13 protein-coding genes are annotated in these 17,348 nt (G+C 62.8%); 5 read left to right on the top strand and 8 right to left on the bottom strand.

Translation table 11 applies throughout. The annotated features are described in order from the left end of the window. Positions 1–145: 145 nt before the first annotated feature. Both motB and motA read right to left on the bottom strand, forming a co-directional pair. A complete protein-coding gene (motB, locus tag ABVN20_RS16340; RefSeq protein ID WP_368556742.1) occupies positions 146–1,174 on the bottom strand; it encodes a flagellar motor protein MotB in 1,029 nt (342 codons plus the stop codon). Between the two features lie 3 nt (positions 1,175–1,177). Continuing rightward, positions 1,178–2,029 (bottom strand): flagellar motor stator protein MotA, encoded by an 852-nt coding sequence (motA, locus tag ABVN20_RS16335; protein ID WP_368556741.1) that lies wholly within the window; start codon positions 2,027–2,029, stop codon positions 1,178–1,180. A 166-nt stretch (positions 2,030–2,195) separates the two neighbouring features. Here motA and ABVN20_RS16330 point away from each other — a divergent pair, with 166 nt between their 5' ends. From ABVN20_RS16330 to ABVN20_RS16315, 4 genes are all read left to right on the top strand, one after another. Further along, positions 2,196–3,734, top strand: a complete 1,539-nt coding sequence (locus ABVN20_RS16330; protein ID WP_368556740.1) for an HDOD domain-containing protein — start codon at positions 2,196–2,198, stop codon at positions 3,732–3,734. A 39-nt stretch (positions 3,735–3,773) separates the two neighbouring features. Continuing rightward, positions 3,774–4,598, top strand: coding sequence for a thiosulfate sulfurtransferase (rhdA, locus tag ABVN20_RS16325; protein ID WP_368556739.1), 825 nt, complete (start codon positions 3,774–3,776; stop codon positions 4,596–4,598). Positions 4,599–4,607: 9 nt separating this feature from the next. Further along, positions 4,608–5,468 (top strand): archaetidylserine decarboxylase, encoded by an 861-nt coding sequence (asd, locus tag ABVN20_RS16320; RefSeq protein WP_368556738.1) that lies wholly within the window; start codon positions 4,608–4,610, stop codon positions 5,466–5,468. Between the two features lie 196 nt (positions 5,469–5,664). After that, complete coding sequence (locus tag ABVN20_RS16315) at positions 5,665–7,452, top strand: molecular chaperone (protein WP_368556737.1); 1,788 nt, start codon at positions 5,665–5,667, stop codon at positions 7,450–7,452. A 124-nt stretch (positions 7,453–7,576) separates the two neighbouring features. On the opposite strand, the gene serB is transcribed toward ABVN20_RS16315, so the two are convergent. Then, entirely contained in the window at positions 7,577–8,791 is a 1,215-nt protein-coding gene (gene serB, locus ABVN20_RS16310; protein ID WP_368556736.1) for a phosphoserine phosphatase SerB, read from the bottom strand. Positions 8,792–8,926: 135 nt separating this feature from the next. Here serB and ABVN20_RS16305 point away from each other — a divergent pair, with 135 nt between their 5' ends. After that, entirely contained in the window at positions 8,927–10,453 is a 1,527-nt protein-coding gene (locus ABVN20_RS16305; protein WP_368556735.1) for an AhpA/YtjB family protein, read from the top strand. A gap of 287 nt (positions 10,454–10,740) precedes the next feature. On the opposite strand, the gene ABVN20_RS16300 is transcribed toward ABVN20_RS16305, so the two are convergent. From ABVN20_RS16300 to parE, 5 genes are all read right to left on the bottom strand, one after another. Next, positions 10,741–11,454, bottom strand: coding sequence for a membrane integrity-associated transporter subunit PqiC (locus tag ABVN20_RS16300; protein WP_368556734.1), 714 nt, complete (start codon positions 11,452–11,454; stop codon positions 10,741–10,743). 177 nt (positions 11,455–11,631) lie between these two features. After that, positions 11,632–13,899 (bottom strand): DNA topoisomerase IV subunit A, encoded by a 2,268-nt coding sequence (gene parC / locus ABVN20_RS16295; RefSeq protein ID WP_368556733.1) that lies wholly within the window; start codon positions 13,897–13,899, stop codon positions 11,632–11,634. A gap of 7 nt (positions 13,900–13,906) precedes the next feature. Further along, on the bottom strand, positions 13,907–14,431 hold the full coding sequence (locus tag ABVN20_RS16290) for a TIGR02281 family clan AA aspartic protease (protein ID WP_368556732.1): 525 nt from the start codon (positions 14,429–14,431) through the stop codon (positions 13,907–13,909). Further along, positions 14,428–15,417: an esterase-like activity of phytase family protein gene (locus ABVN20_RS16285; protein WP_368556731.1), complete on the bottom strand. Its 990-nt coding sequence runs from the start codon at positions 15,415–15,417 to the stop codon at positions 14,428–14,430. Before ABVN20_RS16285 ends, ABVN20_RS16290 begins: the two co-directional genes overlap by 4 nt. Continuing rightward, the gene (parE, locus tag ABVN20_RS16280) at positions 15,417–17,324 is read right to left on the bottom strand and encodes a DNA topoisomerase IV subunit B (RefSeq protein WP_368556730.1); all 1,908 of its coding nucleotides are present in this window, start codon (positions 17,322–17,324) and stop codon (positions 15,417–15,419) included. Before parE ends, ABVN20_RS16285 begins: the two co-directional genes overlap by 1 nt. Positions 17,325–17,348: the final 24 nt, after the last annotated feature.

Here is a 17,348-nt window from a genome sequence, read left to right as displayed (position 1 = left end):
TGGACGGCCTGACACCCAGCGGTGTCTGGACATCCATCGCGAGCAAGCTCGCTCCTACAGGGGCGGGGGTTGCCGGTGGGATGGGGTGTTTTGCCAAACCAGGGCGCACAAAAAAGCCGACATCACTGTCGGCTTTTTTGTGTCATCACTGTTTCGGCGCTTCCGGCGGTTTGGGGGCCGGGTTGTCGAACAGGTTCAGGCGTTCGCGCAGTTCGTGGGCCGGTAGCGGTTCCTTCTCCGGCGGCAAGGCGTTCGGGTCGGCTGGTGTGGCCGGCACTTCACCTGGGCCGCCCTGGCCTTGGGTCGGTTCCGGAGCCGGTTCCGCGCCTTGCGAACCTTCGATGGCGCGCTGGGCTTTCTTGGTCAGCACGATGATGTCGATACGACGGTTGACCGGGTTCAGCGGATTCTCGCGATCGAACAAGGCCGACGAGGCATACCCCACCACGCGCGCCACTTGATCTTCCGGATAACTACCCGCCACCAGCGCACGCCGTGCGGCGTTTGCACGGTTGGCCGACAGCTCCCAGTTGCCGAAGTCGCCGGTACCGGCAAACGGCTTGGCATCGGTGTGGCCACTGACGCTGATCTTGTTCGGCACCGCCTTGATGGTGTCGGCCATGGCCAGCAGGATGTCTTCGAAATACGGCTTCAGGCGTGCACTGCCGGAGTCGAACATCGGGCGGTTTTCGGCGTCCACGATCTGGATGCGCAAACCATCGGTGGTGATCTCGAACAGGATCTGATCCTTGAACTTCTGCAGTTGCGGGTTCTCTTCAACCTTGTTCTGCAACTCTTGCAGCAACAGCTCCAGGCGCTCCTTCTCCACCATCTCGGCCATGCCCTCGACCTGCTCGGCGTCGACGGTCACCTTGTCGGGCTGCGGCTGGGATTTCACCTCGGGGTTGAGGGTGTTTTCCGGGGCCAGGGTCGGCGTGCCGCCCAGGTCGATGATGTACGGCGTGCCGCTTTCGGAGAAACCGACCGGGTCCTTGAAGTAGCCGGCGATGGCGATCTTCTGCTCCGGCGTGGCGGTCGACAGCAGCCACAGCACCAGGAAGAACGCCATCATTGCCGTCGCGAAGTCCGCGAAGGCGATTTTCCAGGCGCCCCCGTGGTGCCCGCCAGCGATGCGCTTGACGCGCTTGACGATTATCGGCTGATTATTTTCCATGACTTAGCGACCGCGAACCGCTTGTTCCAGCTCAGCAAAGCTAGGACGGTGCGCCGGGTACAGCACCTTGCGCCCGAATTCCACGGCCAGCGATGGCGGCATGCCGGACGCCGAAGCCACCAGCGAGGCCTTGATCGCTTCGTACACGTTCAGTTCTTCCTTGGCATCGTGGGCCAGGGAATGGGCCAGCGGGCCGAAGAAACCGTACGCTGCGAGAATACCGAAGAAAGTACCCACCAGTGCCGCACCTACGTGCAGGCCGATGGACGCCTGGTCACCCTCGCCCAGGGACGCCATGGTCACCACGATACCCAGTACCGCCGCGACGATACCGAAACCGGGCATACCGTCGGCAATGCCGTTCACTGCATGGGATGGGTGATCGAGGTCTTCCTTGAGGCTGTAAAGTTCCATGTCGAACAGGCCTTCCAGCTCATGGGGAGCCATGTTGCCGGACGACATGATGCGCAGGTAATCGCATACGAACGCGGTCATGCGCTCATCCTTGAGTACTGACGGGTACTTGGCGAAGATCGGGCTGGCCGCCGCATCTTCGATGTCGCCTTCGATGGCCATCATGCCTTCGCGACGACTTTTGTTGAGGATCTCGTAAACCAGTCCCAGCACTTCCAGGTAGAAGGTGTGGGTGAAGCGCGAACCGAACATGCTCAGGGATTTCTTGAGCACGTGCAGAGTCGTGGGGCCAGGGTTGGCCTGCAGGAATGCACCGAGGGCCGCACCACCGATGATCAACACTTCAAAGGGTTGGATCAGGGCGGCAATCTTGCCGTGGGAGAGCACGTATCCGCCGAGCACGCTAGCGAATACGACGATGATGCCGATTATTTTAGCCATAGGTAGGAGAGCACTTACTGAGTCGGGTTCAAGGTCATATTCGGAAGTTAAAAAATCTCTTCTTCTACTTATCGGCAAAACTGCGCCAGACTATAGCCAGTTCAGGCGAAAAGCCAATTCGGCCCATTTTCGGCGTAGGTAATGCAGACGATGATCACGTCCAACCATGGCTAATGAAACCAACGTCCCAGTTCCAAAACCGACCACGCTCGAAGGCTGGGTAAAGCTTCTCGATGGCGTGCGCCTGCCTGTTCCACAGGCCAGCCACGATCGTGTTTGCAAGGCGATCGGCGATAATCGCAGCTCGTTGCGCGACATCGCCGAGTTGATGCAGGACAGCCCCGCGCTGGCCCTGAGCGTCATTCGCGAGGCCAACCGGCAGACCCATGGCAGCATGGCGGAACCGGCGGAAAACCTTGAGGTGGCGATCACCCGCCTGGGTTTGAAGCGCACCGAAGAGTTGCTGGCGCGACTGCCGGCCGTGCCGCAATCGCAGATTCCCGTGACCCTGCGCCAACTGCAATTGATCAGCCAGCACGCCACCCAACAGGCCAACGGTTTCTTCGCCGCGCGCCTGGCCCGGCTCTGGCAGGATATCCACTGGGGCAGCCTGCTGTTCCTGTCGCCGCTGTGGCCCCTGGCGTTGACCCACCCGCAATTACTCGAGGAATGGGAGCTGCGGGTTATCCACAAGGGCGAGTCAGCACGCAACGTCGAGAAACAATTGTTCGGCGTTCGGCTGCTGCGAATCGCGCAAAAACTCGTGGAAACCTGGCACCTGCCCATCTGGGTGCAGCAGGGTTACAAGCTGTTGCTCAAGGAGCAGCGCGAACTGGTGAAAGTCCTGCGCATCGCCCGTGACGTCGATCACCCGCTGCGCCAGCAGAACCGCCTGGACGATGATCCGACGCTGCGCCGCTGGCTCAATCAGCCGGCCAATACCGTACTGCTGGCCAACGGCCTGGCACTCTCGGCGCAGCAATCGTGGGACTGTCCGCACAGTGAACGCTGGCAATACCTGACCAGCCTTTATCTGCAGATGCCGATGGATGAGCTGCAACAGCAACTGCACCAGCAGGCCGCCAACAGCGCACGCCATCACGCCCAGCCGGATATCTGGCACCCGGCGTTCGCCCTGCTCTGGCCGTGGGGCACCCATCGCCTGCCCGCCGGCATGCTCGCCGCCCCGGCACCGACCGCCGAAGACCTGGCCAAGTGGCGCGGGCAATGTGCCGAACTGCTGGTGGAGCCCAGCCGCTTCACCAACGCCATGCACTTGACCAACTCGGCCCGGGACGCCCTAATCGCCTGCGGCATGCGCCGGGTGATGATCCTGATGGCCGACCGCACCCACGCCAACCTGCGCGTACACCAGATCGCCGGGCTGCCCAAAGAGGCGGCGGGGCTGAATTTCGTGGTCAGCCAGAGTACCGTGCTGCAGCGCCTGCTGGCGCAACAGGCGCAGGTGCGCCTGACCCCGGAGAACAACGCGCAGTTTTCAGCGCTGTTGCCGCCGGGCCTGCGCGCACAATTTCGCGGTGAGCACCTGCTGTTGCGCTCGCTGGTCAACAACGGCCGCGTGATCATGATCGTGGTCGCAGACCAGGGTGGCGGGCCGTTTTCGGACATTACCGTACAGGCGTTCGGCAAAACCGCGCAGTGCATCGAGAAAGCCCTGCACACCTTTAGCCATCGCGGCCAATGACCCGCTACAATCCTCCCCTTTGTGCCCTGGAGACCTCACATGTCTGACTTCTCTGGCTTGCCGCTGGTGATTGAGCCGAGCGACTTGCTCTCTCGCCTCGACGCCCGCAACCTGATCCTGGTGGACCTGACCAGCAGTGCCCGCTATGCCGAAGGGCATATTCCCGGTGCGCGCTTCGTCGATCCCAAACGCACGCAGCTCGGCCAGCCACCGGCGCCGGGCCTGATGCCGCCGCAAGCAGCGCTCGAAGCGCTGTTCGGCGAGCTGGGCCATAACCCTGATGCGGTCTACGTGGTGTATGACGATGAAGGCGGCGGCTGGGCCGGACGGTTCATCTGGCTGCTGGATGTCATCGGCCACCAGCGCTACCACTACCTCGACGGCGGCCTGACGGCGTGGCTGGCGGAAGGCTCGCCGATGTCGATCCAGGTCCCGCCCGCGGTCGGTGGCCCGGTTTCGCTGACCCTGCACGATGAGCCCACCGCTACCCGCGAGTACCTGCAAAGCCGTCTCGGCGCCGCAGACCTGGCGATCTGGGATGCGCGCGGACCGCTGGAGTATTCCGGCGAGAAAGTCCTGGCGGCCAAGGGCGGTCACATCCCCGGTGCCGTCAATTTCGAATGGACCGAAGGCATGGACCCTGCACGCAATCTGCGGATCCGTACCGACATGCCGCAAATTCTGGAACACCTGGGCATCACCCGGGACAAAGAAGTCATCACTCACTGCCAGACCCACCACCGCTCTGGCTTCACCTATCTTGTGGCCAAGTCCCTCGGTTATCCGCGGGTCAAGGGCTACGCCGGCTCTTGGGGCGAATGGGGCAACCATCCCGATACGCCTGTCGAAATCGAAGGTTTTTAAGGACAGTTAATGAACAAGCGTCTGTTTATCATCAGCCAGTACCTGCTGCCCCACCATTTGCTTTCGCGACTGGCCGGCTGCATTGCCGAATGCCGCGTGCGCTGGTTCAAGAATGCGTTCACCACCTGGTTCGCCAAGCGGTATCAAGTCGACATGTCCCAGGCCCTGGTCGAAGACGTGACGGCCTATGAACACTTCAATGCCTTCTTCACCCGCGCCCTGAAGGACGGTGCCCGTCCGCTGGACGAGACGCCGGGCGCAATCCTCAGCCCGGCCGATGGCGCCGTCAGCCAGCTCGGCCCGATCGAACACGGCCGCGTGTTCCAGGCCAAGGGCCACAGCTTCAGCGTGCTGGAACTGCTGGGCGGCGATCCGGCCAACGCCGCGCCGTTCATGGGCGGTGACTTCGCCACCATTTACCTGTCGCCCAAGGACTACCACCGCGTGCACATGCCGCTGGCCGGCACCCTACGCGAAATGGTCTACATCCCGGGCCGTATTTTCTCGGTCAACCAGACCACTGCGGAAAACGTTCCAGAGCTGTTCGCCCGCAACGAACGCGTCGCGTGCATCTTCGACACCGAGCGCGGGCCGATGGCCGTGGTGCTGGTGGGCGCGATGATCGTGGCGTCCATCGAAACCGTCTGGGCAGGTTTGGTGACACCACCGAAACGCGAGCTGAAAACCTTCCGCTACGACGAAGCCGCCCGTGCGCCGATCCACCTGGAAAAAGGTGCGGAACTGGGTCGCTTCAAGCTCGGTTCGACCGCCGTCGTGCTGTTCGGCCCGGACCAGGTCAAGTGGGCCGAAGAACTGGCCGCCGGTTCGCCGGTGCAGATGGGCCAGGGGCTGGGCCTGCCAAAGGCCTAAACCCAACCCTGTCCTGTAGGAGCGAGCTTGCTCGCGATGGGGGCGTGTCAGCCGACATCATCGTTGACTGAAACACCGCAATCGCGAGCAAGCTCGCTCCTACAGGGGGTCATGGAATTTGTGTAACCCTTCATCTGTCCATAGCTGCTAGAGTCGAACCTTCACTGCCCACTTTCAGGCTGGAGTTGTTTACGGCATGGATGAGACCAGTCCCCATCTTCTGTTACGGGTACCGACACCCACGCAGGCACGCCTGTCGTTTTGCGAGGCCACGCCCCGTGACCTCAAGCGCTGGATCGCCGATCTGCCCAAGGCCAACATCGGTGAAACCGCGCGTCGGCTCTATCAGGGCCTGAGCGAACTCAACCTGCTGCTGACCCCCAGCGACAACCGCCTACAGCTGCTCGAACTGTTGCGGCCCGAGGTGTATTACGTCTGCAAGCACCTGGAGCGGCACTTTCTGCACCAGTCGATCGTGCTCGATGAACGCTCGCGCAAGATCGTCAACCTGTGCCAGGCGCTGCAAAGCCACTTGGCCATCGGTTACAAACTGATCGTCACGCGCATCGCCCCGCGCTTCAGCAAAGACCGCACCTCGCTGCTGAGCCTGGCATTGCAAAGGGCCATGCACTGTCACAACAGCTCGCTGATCCGCGCCAGCCAACTCTACAGCCCGGTCCCGGAAGGCTTGTGGCTGGAGCTGCATCAGTTGTATCGCATCGCCTGTAACCATCGCCTCCAGCACCTGAGCCTGCGCGACGAACTGGCCAGCCAGACGCAAAACCTCAGCATCGAGCAAACCTACCTGGTTGCCCTGCTGCTGGGCGCCGCCCGCTGCAACCAATTGCGTCAGAACCAGATCGCGCGACTGGCCGAAGTGCTGGAGCCCTGGAGCCAATGGCTGAAACTGGAACCGCAGGTACCAGCCATCGGTTTGTTTGCCATCGCGCCGGAGCTGGACGTCGGCCCGCGCTATCGGACCAAATTCCGCGCCGAGCAGCTGGACAGCCTGATCACTTTTGACCCGCAGTCGCTGGTCGCCGCCATCGAAAGCCACCTGCAGAACAACGACAGCCCGACATCACTGCCCGTACCGTCCGGGATGAGTGCGGATACCTTGCAACATCTCAGCGCCGCCTGGGGCCAGGCGGTCGAACGCAGTTTCCAGCGCACCGCCAGCCAGGGCACATTGACCGTGTGCGTGGGCATGAGCGCGCTGCATTTCTACCTGGGCGGGCAGCGCCCCTTCAGCGAAATCCTTAAGCACTCCGGGGCCGGTCGCGCGCAGTTCAAGGCCACGGAGCCCGGCGGTCGCGACAAGGATCATTGGCGACAGGCATTCGATGCGGCGCCCCAGGGTACGGCTGATGCGATGCTGCCCTATGAGGAAATCGAGTACCCGCAATTACAGATCGACGACAGCCACGAAACCTCGGACCACAATCGACACTTCCCGACCCATACCCTGCCGGTGATCAATCACAGCCCTGGCGGTTATTGCCTGGCATGGCCAGAGGCCGTGCCAGCGGAATTGCAGGCGGGGGAAATGGTCGGCATCGAGGACTCGGCCGGCGGCGGCTGGAGCATTGCCGTGGTGCGCTGGGTCCGTCAGGTTCGTGGCGGCGGTACACAAATGGGCATCGAGCAAGTTGCGCCCTATGCCGAACCTTGCGGTCTGCAACTGGTGCGCACCCGTGACGAACACAGCCATTACCTGCGCGGCCTGCTGTTGCCGGCCATCAGCGCGGTCGACCAGCCGGCCACCCTGCTTGCGCCGCGCCTGCCGTTCCAGGAAGGCAACAAAGTGCTGATCAATACCAACGGCGAAGAACGCCGCGCCGGCCTGGATCGGCGTGTGGCGAGCACCAACAGCTTCAATCAGTTCGCCTATCGCTCGCTGGAAGCGGTCAAGAATGGCAACGGTGCGGGGAACGGCGCGGGTGGGTCGGAAGAGGATTTTGATTCGTTGTGGAAGACGCTTTGACGGTAAGCCCTTAAACCGCAGCGCGGCCATCGCGAGCAGGCTCGCTCCCACACTGGATTTGTGAACCGCACAGATCAAATGTGGGAGCGAGCCTGCTCGCGATTTTTTTCAGGCAACAAAAATCTCAGAGCTGCCCGTCACGATCCCTGAAGCCCAGCAGATACAGCACACCATCGAGCCCCAAGGTGGAAATCGCCTGCTTCGCCGACTGCTTGACCAGCGGCTTGGCGCGGAATGCCACGCCCAGGCCGGCGATGGCCAGCATCGGCAGGTCGTTGGCGCCGTCGCCCACGGCGATGGTCTGCTCCAGGCGCAAGCCTTCCTTGAGCGCCAGCTCCTTGAGCAGGTCGGCCTTGCGCTGGGCGTCGACGATCGGCTCGACGGCAACGCCGGTCACCTTGCCATCGACCACTTCCAGTTCATTGGCGAACACATAGTCGATCCCCAGCTTGGCCTGCAATTGCTTGGCGAAGTAGGTGAAGCCGCCCGACAGGATCGCGGTCTTGTAGCCCAGGCGCTTGAGTTCGGCGAACAACGTCTCGGCGCCTTCGGTCAGGCGCAGCGAGGCGCCGATCGAGTCCAGCACGCCCACATCCAGGCCCTTGAGCAGGGCCAGGCGCTCCTTGAAGCTGGCGCGGAAGTCCAATTCACCGGCCATGGCGCGCTCGGTAATCTCCGAAACCTTGTCACCCACCCCGGCGGCCTTGGCCAGCTCGTCGATGACTTCGGCCTCGATCAGCGTCGAGTCCATGTCGAACACCGCCAGGCGGCGGTTGCGGCGGAACAGCGAATCTTCCTGGAAGGCGATATCGACGTTCAGTTCCTGGGCAACGTTGAGGAATTCGGCGCGCAATGCCTGTGGATCAGCCGCTTCACCACGTACCGAAAACTCGATGCAACCCTTGCCCTGGTCTGCCGGGGTATCGAGCGGCATACGCCCGGACAGGCGATCAATGTGGTCGATGTTCAGGCCGTACTTGGCAGTGATCGCGCTCACGGCCTGCAATTGGCCGGCGGTCACTTTGCGGGTCAACAGCGTGACGATGTGGCGCTTTTTGCCCTGGTTGCCCACCCACTGCTGGTAGTCCTGCTCGGACACCGGCGTGAAACGCACCTGTTGATCGAGCTCGTACCCCTTGAACAGGATGTCCTTGAGCACCGACTGACCTTGCTCGGTGTCGGGAATTTCGACCAGGATGCCGAACGACAGCGTGTCGTGGATCACCGCCTGGCCGATGTCGAGAATGTTCACACCACCCTGGGCCAGAACGCCGGTAATGGCCGCAGTCAGACCCGGACGATCGGATCCGGTGATGTTTATCAGGACGATTTCGCGCAAGGCGCACCCCCGCAAGTGGAAAAAAAGCGCATTCTACTCACTTTCAGTGACCATCGGGCACCGTGAGCGCTTTGCCGGTCTAGGGCCTGTCGCTATACTGCGCGTCAACTTCACGGACAAAAGAGCCGAGCGCAAGTGAACCGGCCCACGCCAGTAAAAACCGATAACTTCTTCCTGCTGATCTTCCGTGCACTGCGTCACCGTCGTGTACCGATTGCATTGCGCATTGCCAGCCATAACGTGATCCTGGTCGCCCTGGCCCTGGTGATCTACGCCTGCGTGATGGGTTTGCAGTTCAAGCAGGCCATGCACGAGCAGGCGGATGCCTTGGGCGAAAGCCTGACCACGCAGACCGCCACGTCGGCCACTGAGCTTTTGGTGTCCAATGACATCCTCAGCCTCAACGTGCTGCTCAACAACCTGACCAAGAACAAGCTGGTGGCCCACGCCGCCATCTACAGCGTGGATAACCGCATCCTCGCCGAGTCCGGTCAGCGTCCCAAGCACGGCCTGCTGGGCGAAGCCGAGGGCATGTACCAGAGCAAGATCACCTTCCAGGACGTGACCGCCGGGCAACTGCGCATCAGCCTGGACATGGATCAGTTCCAGCAGCCGATGACCATCAGCCTGCAAAGCATGGGCATCCTCAGTGCCATTCTGCTGGCCCTGTCCCTGGCCCTGAGCCTGCGCCTGGGTCGGCACCTGTCCACGCCGCTGCTGCAATTGCGCGTGTGGCTGCGCAACATCGACGAGTACACCCCGGCCACCGGCCGCCAGGACGAAATCGGCGACCTGGCCCGCCAACTGCACGCCAACTTCGCCCCGGAACCGGCCGAGCCGGAACCCGTGCCGGAGCCCGAGTACGACGACAGCGATTACACGGACGCCGACGACCACGAGCCGGCCTTCGAGGTGCGCAACCTGCGCGATCCGAGCTTCGACGAAAGCAAGCCTGTCGCCGCGCTCAAGCCGGCGCCACGGCACATTGTCAGCACCGTTGAAGACGACGATGACGACGAAGACCCGTTCGCCGACCTGCGCGACGAGTCGGCCCCACGCCCGGCGAGCCAGCCTGTGGTATCCGACGTACCACAGCACAGTGCGGTGCTGGCGGTGCAACTCGGTGCCCAGGACCAACTGCGTCGCCTGCCACGGGCGCGCCTGGAAGAACTGCTCGAACGCTACCGCGACTGCCTCGACCAGGCGGCCTCGCTGTACCAGAGCGAACTGCACACCCTCAACGATGGCAGCACGCTGATGCTGTTCCACACCGAGGACAGCGGCGACGACTACCTGACCAACGCCATCTGCTGCGGCGAGTTGCTGCGGGCGCTGGGCCACCAGTTGCAGATCGAAGTCGCCGACAGCGGCATCACCCTGCAATTGCAATTGGGCCTGACCCTGGGTGACGAGCTGTTCGGCCTGAGCCAGATCGACCTGCTGCTGACCGAAACCGCCCAGGACGCCCTGGCCCTGTCGCAACACAGCCGCAACCTGCTGCTGGTGGAGCGCCAGATCAGCGACGACGCCCTGATCCGCCAGCGCGCCCGGATTCGTCCAATTGCGAGCCCTGAAGGCGCCTGCTGCGTGGAGCGGTTGATGGAGCCTTATCCGTCGATGCTGGAGCGGCAACTGGCGCGGATGCATGAGCGCCGGGCTTGAGGCCTGAGTTTCGGTTGTAGAAAAGCCCGCAGATCATGCGGGCTTTTTTGTTGCCTGTGCCGGCCTCATCGCGAGCAAGCTCGCTCCTACAGGGGGCTGTGCGGGCCCCTTCGCGAGCAGGCTCGCTGCCACAGTGGGGCTCTGTGGACACAATTTCTGAATACACTCATGACCCCTTGTGGGAGCGAGCCTGCTCGCGATGAGGCCGGCACAGACACTGAAGATCCCCCATAAACAACAAAGCCCGCACATTCGCGGGCTTTGCTTGCAACCAGATCAAACCAACCTCAGAACCGGAACACTTCCATATCGGTGCGAATCGGCGCAGCCATAGGGATTTTTGGCTGTTTTTCCTGCTCTGCCGCCGGTGCTGCCGGTTTGGCTGCCGGTTTGCGCGGCGCCTCGGCAATCGGTGGCTGGTTGGCCAGTGGCTTGAGCGCCACGGACAGCTGCTCGGCCAGACGCTGCAACAACACGCCCTGGGCCTGCACCTGAGCCGCCGTGCCGCCGGCATGCTGCTCTTGCAGGTGGACGATGCGGTTGTCACGAACCTGGCCACGGCGGTCGATCAGACGCCATTGCGCATCCAGGATCGCTGGTTGCGATTCGCCCGAGTCCAGGCGGGTGATGGTCAGCAACACCTGGACATCCGGGGTGAAGCCGATGGTCGCCGGGGCCAGTACGACGCGCTGGCTGTCCAGGTGGCCTGCCACCTGACGCAGCAGCAGTTGGTCAATATCCGCCGACAGGCTGCCCGCCCAACGACCATCGACCGACGCTTGCAGGCTGCCGTCCGGCTGGCGCTGCAGCAAGGTTTCACGTTGCAGGTAATCGGCCACGGTGACCGGGCCAAGCAATACCGCCATGCCTGCGGCTTGCGCAGGTTGTGCCGGACTTCCGCTGTCCAGCTGATACAGCGACACCGGCTGGTGAACGCTGCAACCCGCCAGGCCAAGAACGCCGGCGAGCATCAGAATAAAAGGAAGGCGCAGAGCAGTCATCGTCCCGTCCAGGTGGTCGCTACAAAGCTGACCACAGTGAAAATACTCAATAAATATGAAGAACGCTCGGTCACACCGGCGCTTGGAAAGGGCACATCATCCGTGAATATGCGCTCCGACTCCAGCGCCAAAGCGCCGATCTACGCGATAAATCGTAGATCGGGCGCTCTAGGACGCTTAATTGAGGTTTTCGACGAGCAGCGCATCGACCCGCTGGAAGCCACGTGGCAATTTGTTACCACGACGCCCACGTTCACCCTTGTAGTGTTCGAGGTCGTCCGCTTTCAGTGACAAGGTACGTTTTCCGGCCTGAAGCACCAGGGTGGCGCCTTCCGGAACGACGGCGATGTCCGTGACATATTCTTCGCGATTGGCCACGCGCTCACCGGAAATACCGATGATCTTGTTGCCTTTGCCCTTACCTAATTGTGGCAGATCGCTGATTTTGAAGATCAGCAGGCGACCTTCGGTGGTCACCGAGGCCAGCCAGTTGTTCTCGCGATCAGCCACCGGGCGCGGGGCAATCACCTTCGAATTGTTCGGCAGGCTGAGCAGCGCCTTGCCCGCCTTGTTCTTGGCCTGGAAGTCTTCACCCTTGACCACGAAACCGTAGCCGGCGTCGGAGGCGATCACGTACAGCGAATCGTCCTCGGGCATCAGCACACATTCGAAATTCGCCCCCGGCGGCGGCGTCAGACGACCGGTCAACGGTTCGCCCTGGCCACGGGCCGATGGCAAGGTGTGGGCGGCCACCGAATAGCTGCGACCGGTGGAGTCGATGAACACCGCGTACTGGTTGGAACGTCCGGCGGCCAGCGCCTTGAAACCGTCCCCGGCCTTGTAGGAAAGCCCGGTGGCGTCGATTTCATGGCCCTTGGCAGAACGAACCCAGCCTTTTTCCGACAGCACCACGCTGACTTTCTCGTTTGGCAGCAGGTCGTGCTCGGTCAGGGCCTTGGCTTCGGCGCGCTCGACGATCGGCGAGCGACGGTCGTCGCCATAGGTTTCAGCGTCCTTGATCAGTTCGCTGCGTACCAGTTTCTTCAGCTTGGCCTCGCTGCCCAGCAGGGCTTGCAGCTTGGCCTGTTCCTTGAGCAATGCATCCTGCTCATCACGCAGCTTCATTTCTTCCAGCCGCGCCAACTGGCGCAAGCGGGTGTCGAGGATGTAGTCGGCCTGGATTTCGCTCAGGGCGAAACGGGCGATCAGGCTGGCCTTGGGCTGATCCTCGGTGCGGATGATGTGGATCACTTCATCCAGGTTGAGGTAGGCGATCAGCAAGCCGTCCAACAGGTGCAGGCGACGCTCGACCTTGTCGAGGCGGAATTGCAGGCGACGACGCACGGTCTTGACCCGGAATTCCAGCCACTCGACCAGCAGCGCCCGCAGGTTTTTCAGCTGCGGCTTGCCGTCCAGGCCGATGATGTTGACGTTGACCCGGTAGCTGGACTCAAGGTCGGTGCTGGCGAACAGGTGCTGCATCAGCGCGTCATAGTCGAAGTTCTTCCGCGCGCCCGGGATGATCACGATACGGCACGGGTTTTCGTGGTCGGACTCGTCGCGCAGGTCGGCGATCTGCGGGGCCTTGGACGGTTTGGCCTGCATCATCGCCGCGATCTGTTCCAGCACCTTGGCACCGGAGACCTGATGCGGCAGCGCGGTGACGATGATGTCGCCGTCCTCGATGTGGTACACGGCGCGCATGCGCACCGAACCGCGGCCGGTTTCGTAGATTTTCAGCAGATCGGCACGCGGGGTGATGATTTCCGCTTCGGTCGGGTAATCCGGGCCCTGGATGTGTTCACAGAGCTGTTCGACCGTGGCCTTGGGCTCATCGAGCAGGCGCACGCACGCCGACGCCACTTCCCGCAGGTTGTGCGGCGGTACGTCGGTGGCCATGCCCACGGCGATGCCGGTGGTGCCGTTGAGCAGGATGTTCGGCAAACGGGCCGGCAACACCAGCGGCTCGTCGAGGGTGCCGTCGAAGTTCGGGCCCCAGTCCGCGGTGCCCTGGCCCAGCTCGCTGAGCAGCACTTCGGAGTAACGCGACAGACGCGCCTCGGTGTAACGCATGGCGGCGAACGACTTGGGATCGTCCGGCGCACCCCAGTTGCCCTGGCCGTCGACCAGCGTGTAGCGATAGCTGAACGGCTGGGCCATCAGGACCATGGCTTCGTAGCAGGCCGAATCGCCGTGCGGGTGGAACTTGCCGAGCACGTCACCGACGGTACGCGCCGATTTCTTGTGCTTGGAATCGGCGTCCAGCCCCAACTCGCTCATCGCATAGACGATGCGACGCTGTACCGGTTTCAGGCCGTCGCCGATATGCGGCAAGGCACGGTCCATGATCACGTACATGGAGTAGTTGAGGTAGGCATTTTCGGTGAAGTCAGACAGTGACCGGCGTTCTACACCGTCCAGGCTGAGATCAAGGGAGTCGCTCATGCGGGCCTCATCGGTTCGTTGTCTGGCGCAGCAGCATGGTGCCACCGCGCTGGGTAAATTCAAGTTTGTTCAGCGCGCTCATACCGAGCAGCACCTGATTGCCGTCCAGGCCGGGCGCGACCAGCGCGCGGACATCGCGCAAGACGATGTCGCCGACCTGCAAACGGTCGATCCGGGTACGGTAACCCTGGCTCAGGCCGTTTGCCGTGCTCAGGGTCACCCCGAAGCCTTCTTCCAGTTTCAACCGCTTGGCCAGCTCAGCCGGGATCGACACGTCCGTCGCCCCGGTGTCCAGCATGAAATCCACCGGCTGGCCATTGATCTGGCCGCTGGCGACGAAGTGGCCCTGTTGATTGCTGACCAGTTTCACTTCGATAAAACCATCGCCCTGCTCCGAGCTGACGATGACGTTGGGGTTGTTCTGACGCGCTTCCCACTCGCCGAAAAACCGCGTGGCCAGGAACAAGCCGGCGCACCAGGCCAGGATCAGGAACACTCGCCCTGCGCGCTTGCCCGGTGCCTGCGCCGTCATGGCGTGGCGCTCCAGCCACCTTCCGGCGCGGCAAAGCGCCAGACGATCGGGCGGACTTCGCCATCGGCGCGGGCGCCGTCGTTGTTGTCGATGCCGACCCAGGCGCCCTCGGCGTCAATAATCAACGCTTCGGCCAGGCCGTAGCTCTGTGAATAGAGCCGATTGGGCTGCAACGCTTCGTCGGCGAACGACCAGCAGCGCTCGACCTTGGCGGTCACCGCATCGCGACGGCAGATTTCGAACGCATTACGCTCGAGGGTGAACAGCTTGCCGTTGAACAGGGCCAGATCGGAAAAGTCCCGCGACACCGCCTTCGCTTTCGGAAATTGCGCCGGCTGCATCTCCACCCCGGCCTCGCTCAGCAGCACGCAGCCGCCGTCGCAATCCCAGAGTGTCTGCTGGCGCTTGACCTTGAGCAGGCCACGGCGCTCACGCTCCGCCGCCAGCCATAACTGGTCGCCGGCCGGGTTGATTGCCAGACCTTCGAACAGCGCATTGAAATGCAGCAACATGCCACTGGCGCGCGCTTCGCGAACCAGCAGCGGCGAAATCTTCAACCAGGAGGCCGGACCTTCAGGCGGAACCTGCAATACGGCGGCGTGCGCTTCGCTGACAATGTAGCGGTTACCGGCGCTGTCGCAGGTGATGCCTTCAAAATCCAGGTCACCGCCACGCACGAACGAAGCGGCCCAGGTGCGCGAGCGCAGGCCCCAGGGCAAACCGCTGTCCGGCACCGGTGGCACGTCGAGGTGCACGGTTTGCGCCTGCCAGACCGTACCGCCGGTTTCCAGGCGATAGATCTGGTCGTCGTCGCGATCGGACACCGTCCACATTTCCTTGCCGCACAGGGCCAACCCCGACAGGTTTCCGCCGCGCATGCCGTCCACCGGATGTTCGGACAACAGGCGCAACTCCGGCACCGGCTCGGCAAAGGCCGAAACGGTGGTCAGGAGCAGCGCACACGCCAGGGCAAAGCCAACCCGCATCAGGCCAGAACCTCGGCGAGGTTGCCTTTGGATTCGAGCCAGGTTTTGCGGTCGCCGGCGCGTTTCTTCGCCAGCAGCATGTCCATCATTTCCGAGGTTTCGGCGAAATCTTCGCCCAGGGTCAGTTGCACCAGGCGCCGGGTGTTCGGGTCCATGGTGGTTTCGCGCAGTTGCGGCGGGTTCATTTCACCCAGGCCCTTGAATCGGGTGACCTGCGGCTTGCCACGCTTCTTCTCGGCCACCAGGCGGTCGAGAATGCCGTCGCGTTCGGCTTCGTCGAGGGCGTAGTAGATTTCCTTGCCCAGGTCGATGCGGTACAGCGGCGGCATCGCCACGTAGACGTGACCGGCCTCCACCAGCGCGCGGAAATGCTGGACGAACAGCGCGCACAGCAGCGTGGCGATGTGCAGGCCGTCGGAGTCGGCGTCAGCGAGGATGCAGATCTTGCCGTAGCGCAACTGGCTCATGTCCGTGGCGCCGGGATCGACACCGATGGCGACGGCGATGTTGTGCACTTCCTGGCTGGCCAGTACTTCGCTGCCATCGACTTCCCAGGTGTTGAGGATCTTGCCGCGCAACGGCAGGATCGCCTGGAATTCCTTGTCCCGCGCCTGCTTGGCCGAGCCACCGGCGGAATCACCTTCGACCAGGAACAGTTCGGAACGCATCGGGTCCTGCCCGGCGCAATCAGCCAGCTTGCCCGGCAGTGCCGGTCCCTGAGTGATGCGCTTGCGCTCGACCTTCTTGCTCGCCTTGAGGCGGCGACCGGCGTTGTTGATCGCCAGTTCGGCCAGCAGCATGCCGGTTTCCGGGTTGGCGTTGAGCCACAGGCTGAATGCATCCTTGACCACGCCGGAGACGAATGCCGCCGCTTCCCGGGACGACAGGCGCTCCTTGGTCTGGCCGGAGAACTGCGGTTCCTGCATTTTCATCGACAGGACGAAGGCGATGCGTTCCCAGACGTCTTCCGGCGCCAGCTTGACGCCGCGCGGCAACAGGCTGCGGAACTCGCAGAACTCCCGCATGGCATCGAGCAAGCCCTGGCGCAGGCCGTTGACGTGGGTACCGCCCTGGGCGGTCGGGATCAGGTTGACGTAGCTTTCCTGGACGCTGTCGCCACCCTCGGGCAGCCACAGCAGCGCCCAGTCCACCGCTTCCTTGTTACCGGCCAGGCTGCCGCAGAACGGCTCGTTGGGCAGGCGTTCGAATTCGCTGACCGCGTCAACCAGATACGAGCGCAGGCCGTCCTCGTAATGCCATTCGACTTTCTCGCCGGTGCCTTTGTCTTCGAAGCTGACCAGCAGCCCCGGACACAGCACCGCCTTGGCCTTGAGCACGTGCTTGAGACGGCTGATGGAGAATTTCGGCGAATCGAAGTATTTCGGGTCCGGCGCGAAGAACACGCTGGTGCCGGTGTTGCGCTTGCCAACGGTGCCGACCACTTCCAGCTCGGTTTTCTTGAAACCGTCGGCGAAGGTCATCTGGTATTCGTTGCCGTCACGCTTGACGCGCACCCGCACTTCGGTCGACAGGGCGTTGACCACGGAAATACCCACCCCGTGCAAACCGCCGGAGAACTGGTAGTTCTTGTTGGAGAACTTGCCGCCGGCGTGCAGCTTGGTGAGGATCAGCTCGACGCCCGACACACCCTCTTCGGGGTGGATGTCCACCGGCATGCCACGGCCGTCATCGCAGACTTCCAGGGAATGGTCGGCGTGCAGGATGACCTGCACCGACTTGGCGTGGCCGGCCAGGGCTTCGTCGACACTGTTGTCGATGACTTCCTGGGCGAGGTGGTTCGGCCGACTGGTGTCGGTGTACATGCCGGGGCGTTTGCGCACCGGGTCGAGGCCCGAGAGGACTTCGATGGCGTCTGCGTTATAAGAGCTAGCGCTGGGAGTGGCCATGGGGTCTCTTCGTCCGCCTGTATA

Origin of the sequence: Pseudomonas sp. MYb118, from assembly GCF_040947875.1 — a bacterium.
GTDB lineage: Bacteria > Pseudomonadota > Gammaproteobacteria > Pseudomonadales > Pseudomonadaceae > Aquipseudomonas.
Note: the sequence above shows the minus strand (reverse complement) of the source record. Positions and strands in the feature narration are given on the sequence as shown.

What these genes read in the sequence shown, in the direction of transcription:
- motB (WP_368556742.1), bottom strand. Translation starts at nt 1,174, where the DNA reads ATGGAAAATAATCAGCCGATAATCGTCAAGCGCGTCAAGCGCATCGCT.
- motA (WP_368556741.1), bottom strand. Translation starts at nt 2,029, where the DNA reads ATGGCTAAAATAATCGGCATCATCGTCGTATTCGCTAGCGTGCTCGGC.
- ABVN20_RS16330 (WP_368556740.1), top strand. Translation starts at nt 2,196, where the DNA reads ATGGCTAATGAAACCAACGTCCCAGTTCCAAAACCGACCACGCTCGAA.
- rhdA (WP_368556739.1), top strand. Translation starts at nt 3,774, where the DNA reads ATGTCTGACTTCTCTGGCTTGCCGCTGGTGATTGAGCCGAGCGACTTG.
- asd (WP_368556738.1), top strand. Translation starts at nt 4,608, where the DNA reads ATGAACAAGCGTCTGTTTATCATCAGCCAGTACCTGCTGCCCCACCAT.
- ABVN20_RS16315 (WP_368556737.1), top strand. Translation starts at nt 5,665, where the DNA reads ATGGATGAGACCAGTCCCCATCTTCTGTTACGGGTACCGACACCCACG.
- ABVN20_RS16300 (WP_368556734.1), bottom strand. Translation starts at nt 11,454, where the DNA reads ATGACTGCTCTGCGCCTTCCTTTTATTCTGATGCTCGCCGGCGTTCTT.
- parC (WP_368556733.1), bottom strand. Translation starts at nt 13,899, where the DNA reads ATGAGCGACTCCCTTGATCTCAGCCTGGACGGTGTAGAACGCCGGTCA.
- ABVN20_RS16290 (WP_368556732.1), bottom strand. Translation starts at nt 14,431, where the DNA reads ATGACGGCGCAGGCACCGGGCAAGCGCGCAGGGCGAGTGTTCCTGATC.
- ABVN20_RS16285 (WP_368556731.1), bottom strand. Translation starts at nt 15,417, where the DNA reads ATGCGGGTTGGCTTTGCCCTGGCGTGTGCGCTGCTCCTGACCACCGTT.
- parE (WP_368556730.1), bottom strand. Translation starts at nt 17,324, where the DNA reads ATGGCCACTCCCAGCGCTAGCTCTTATAACGCAGACGCCATCGAAGTC.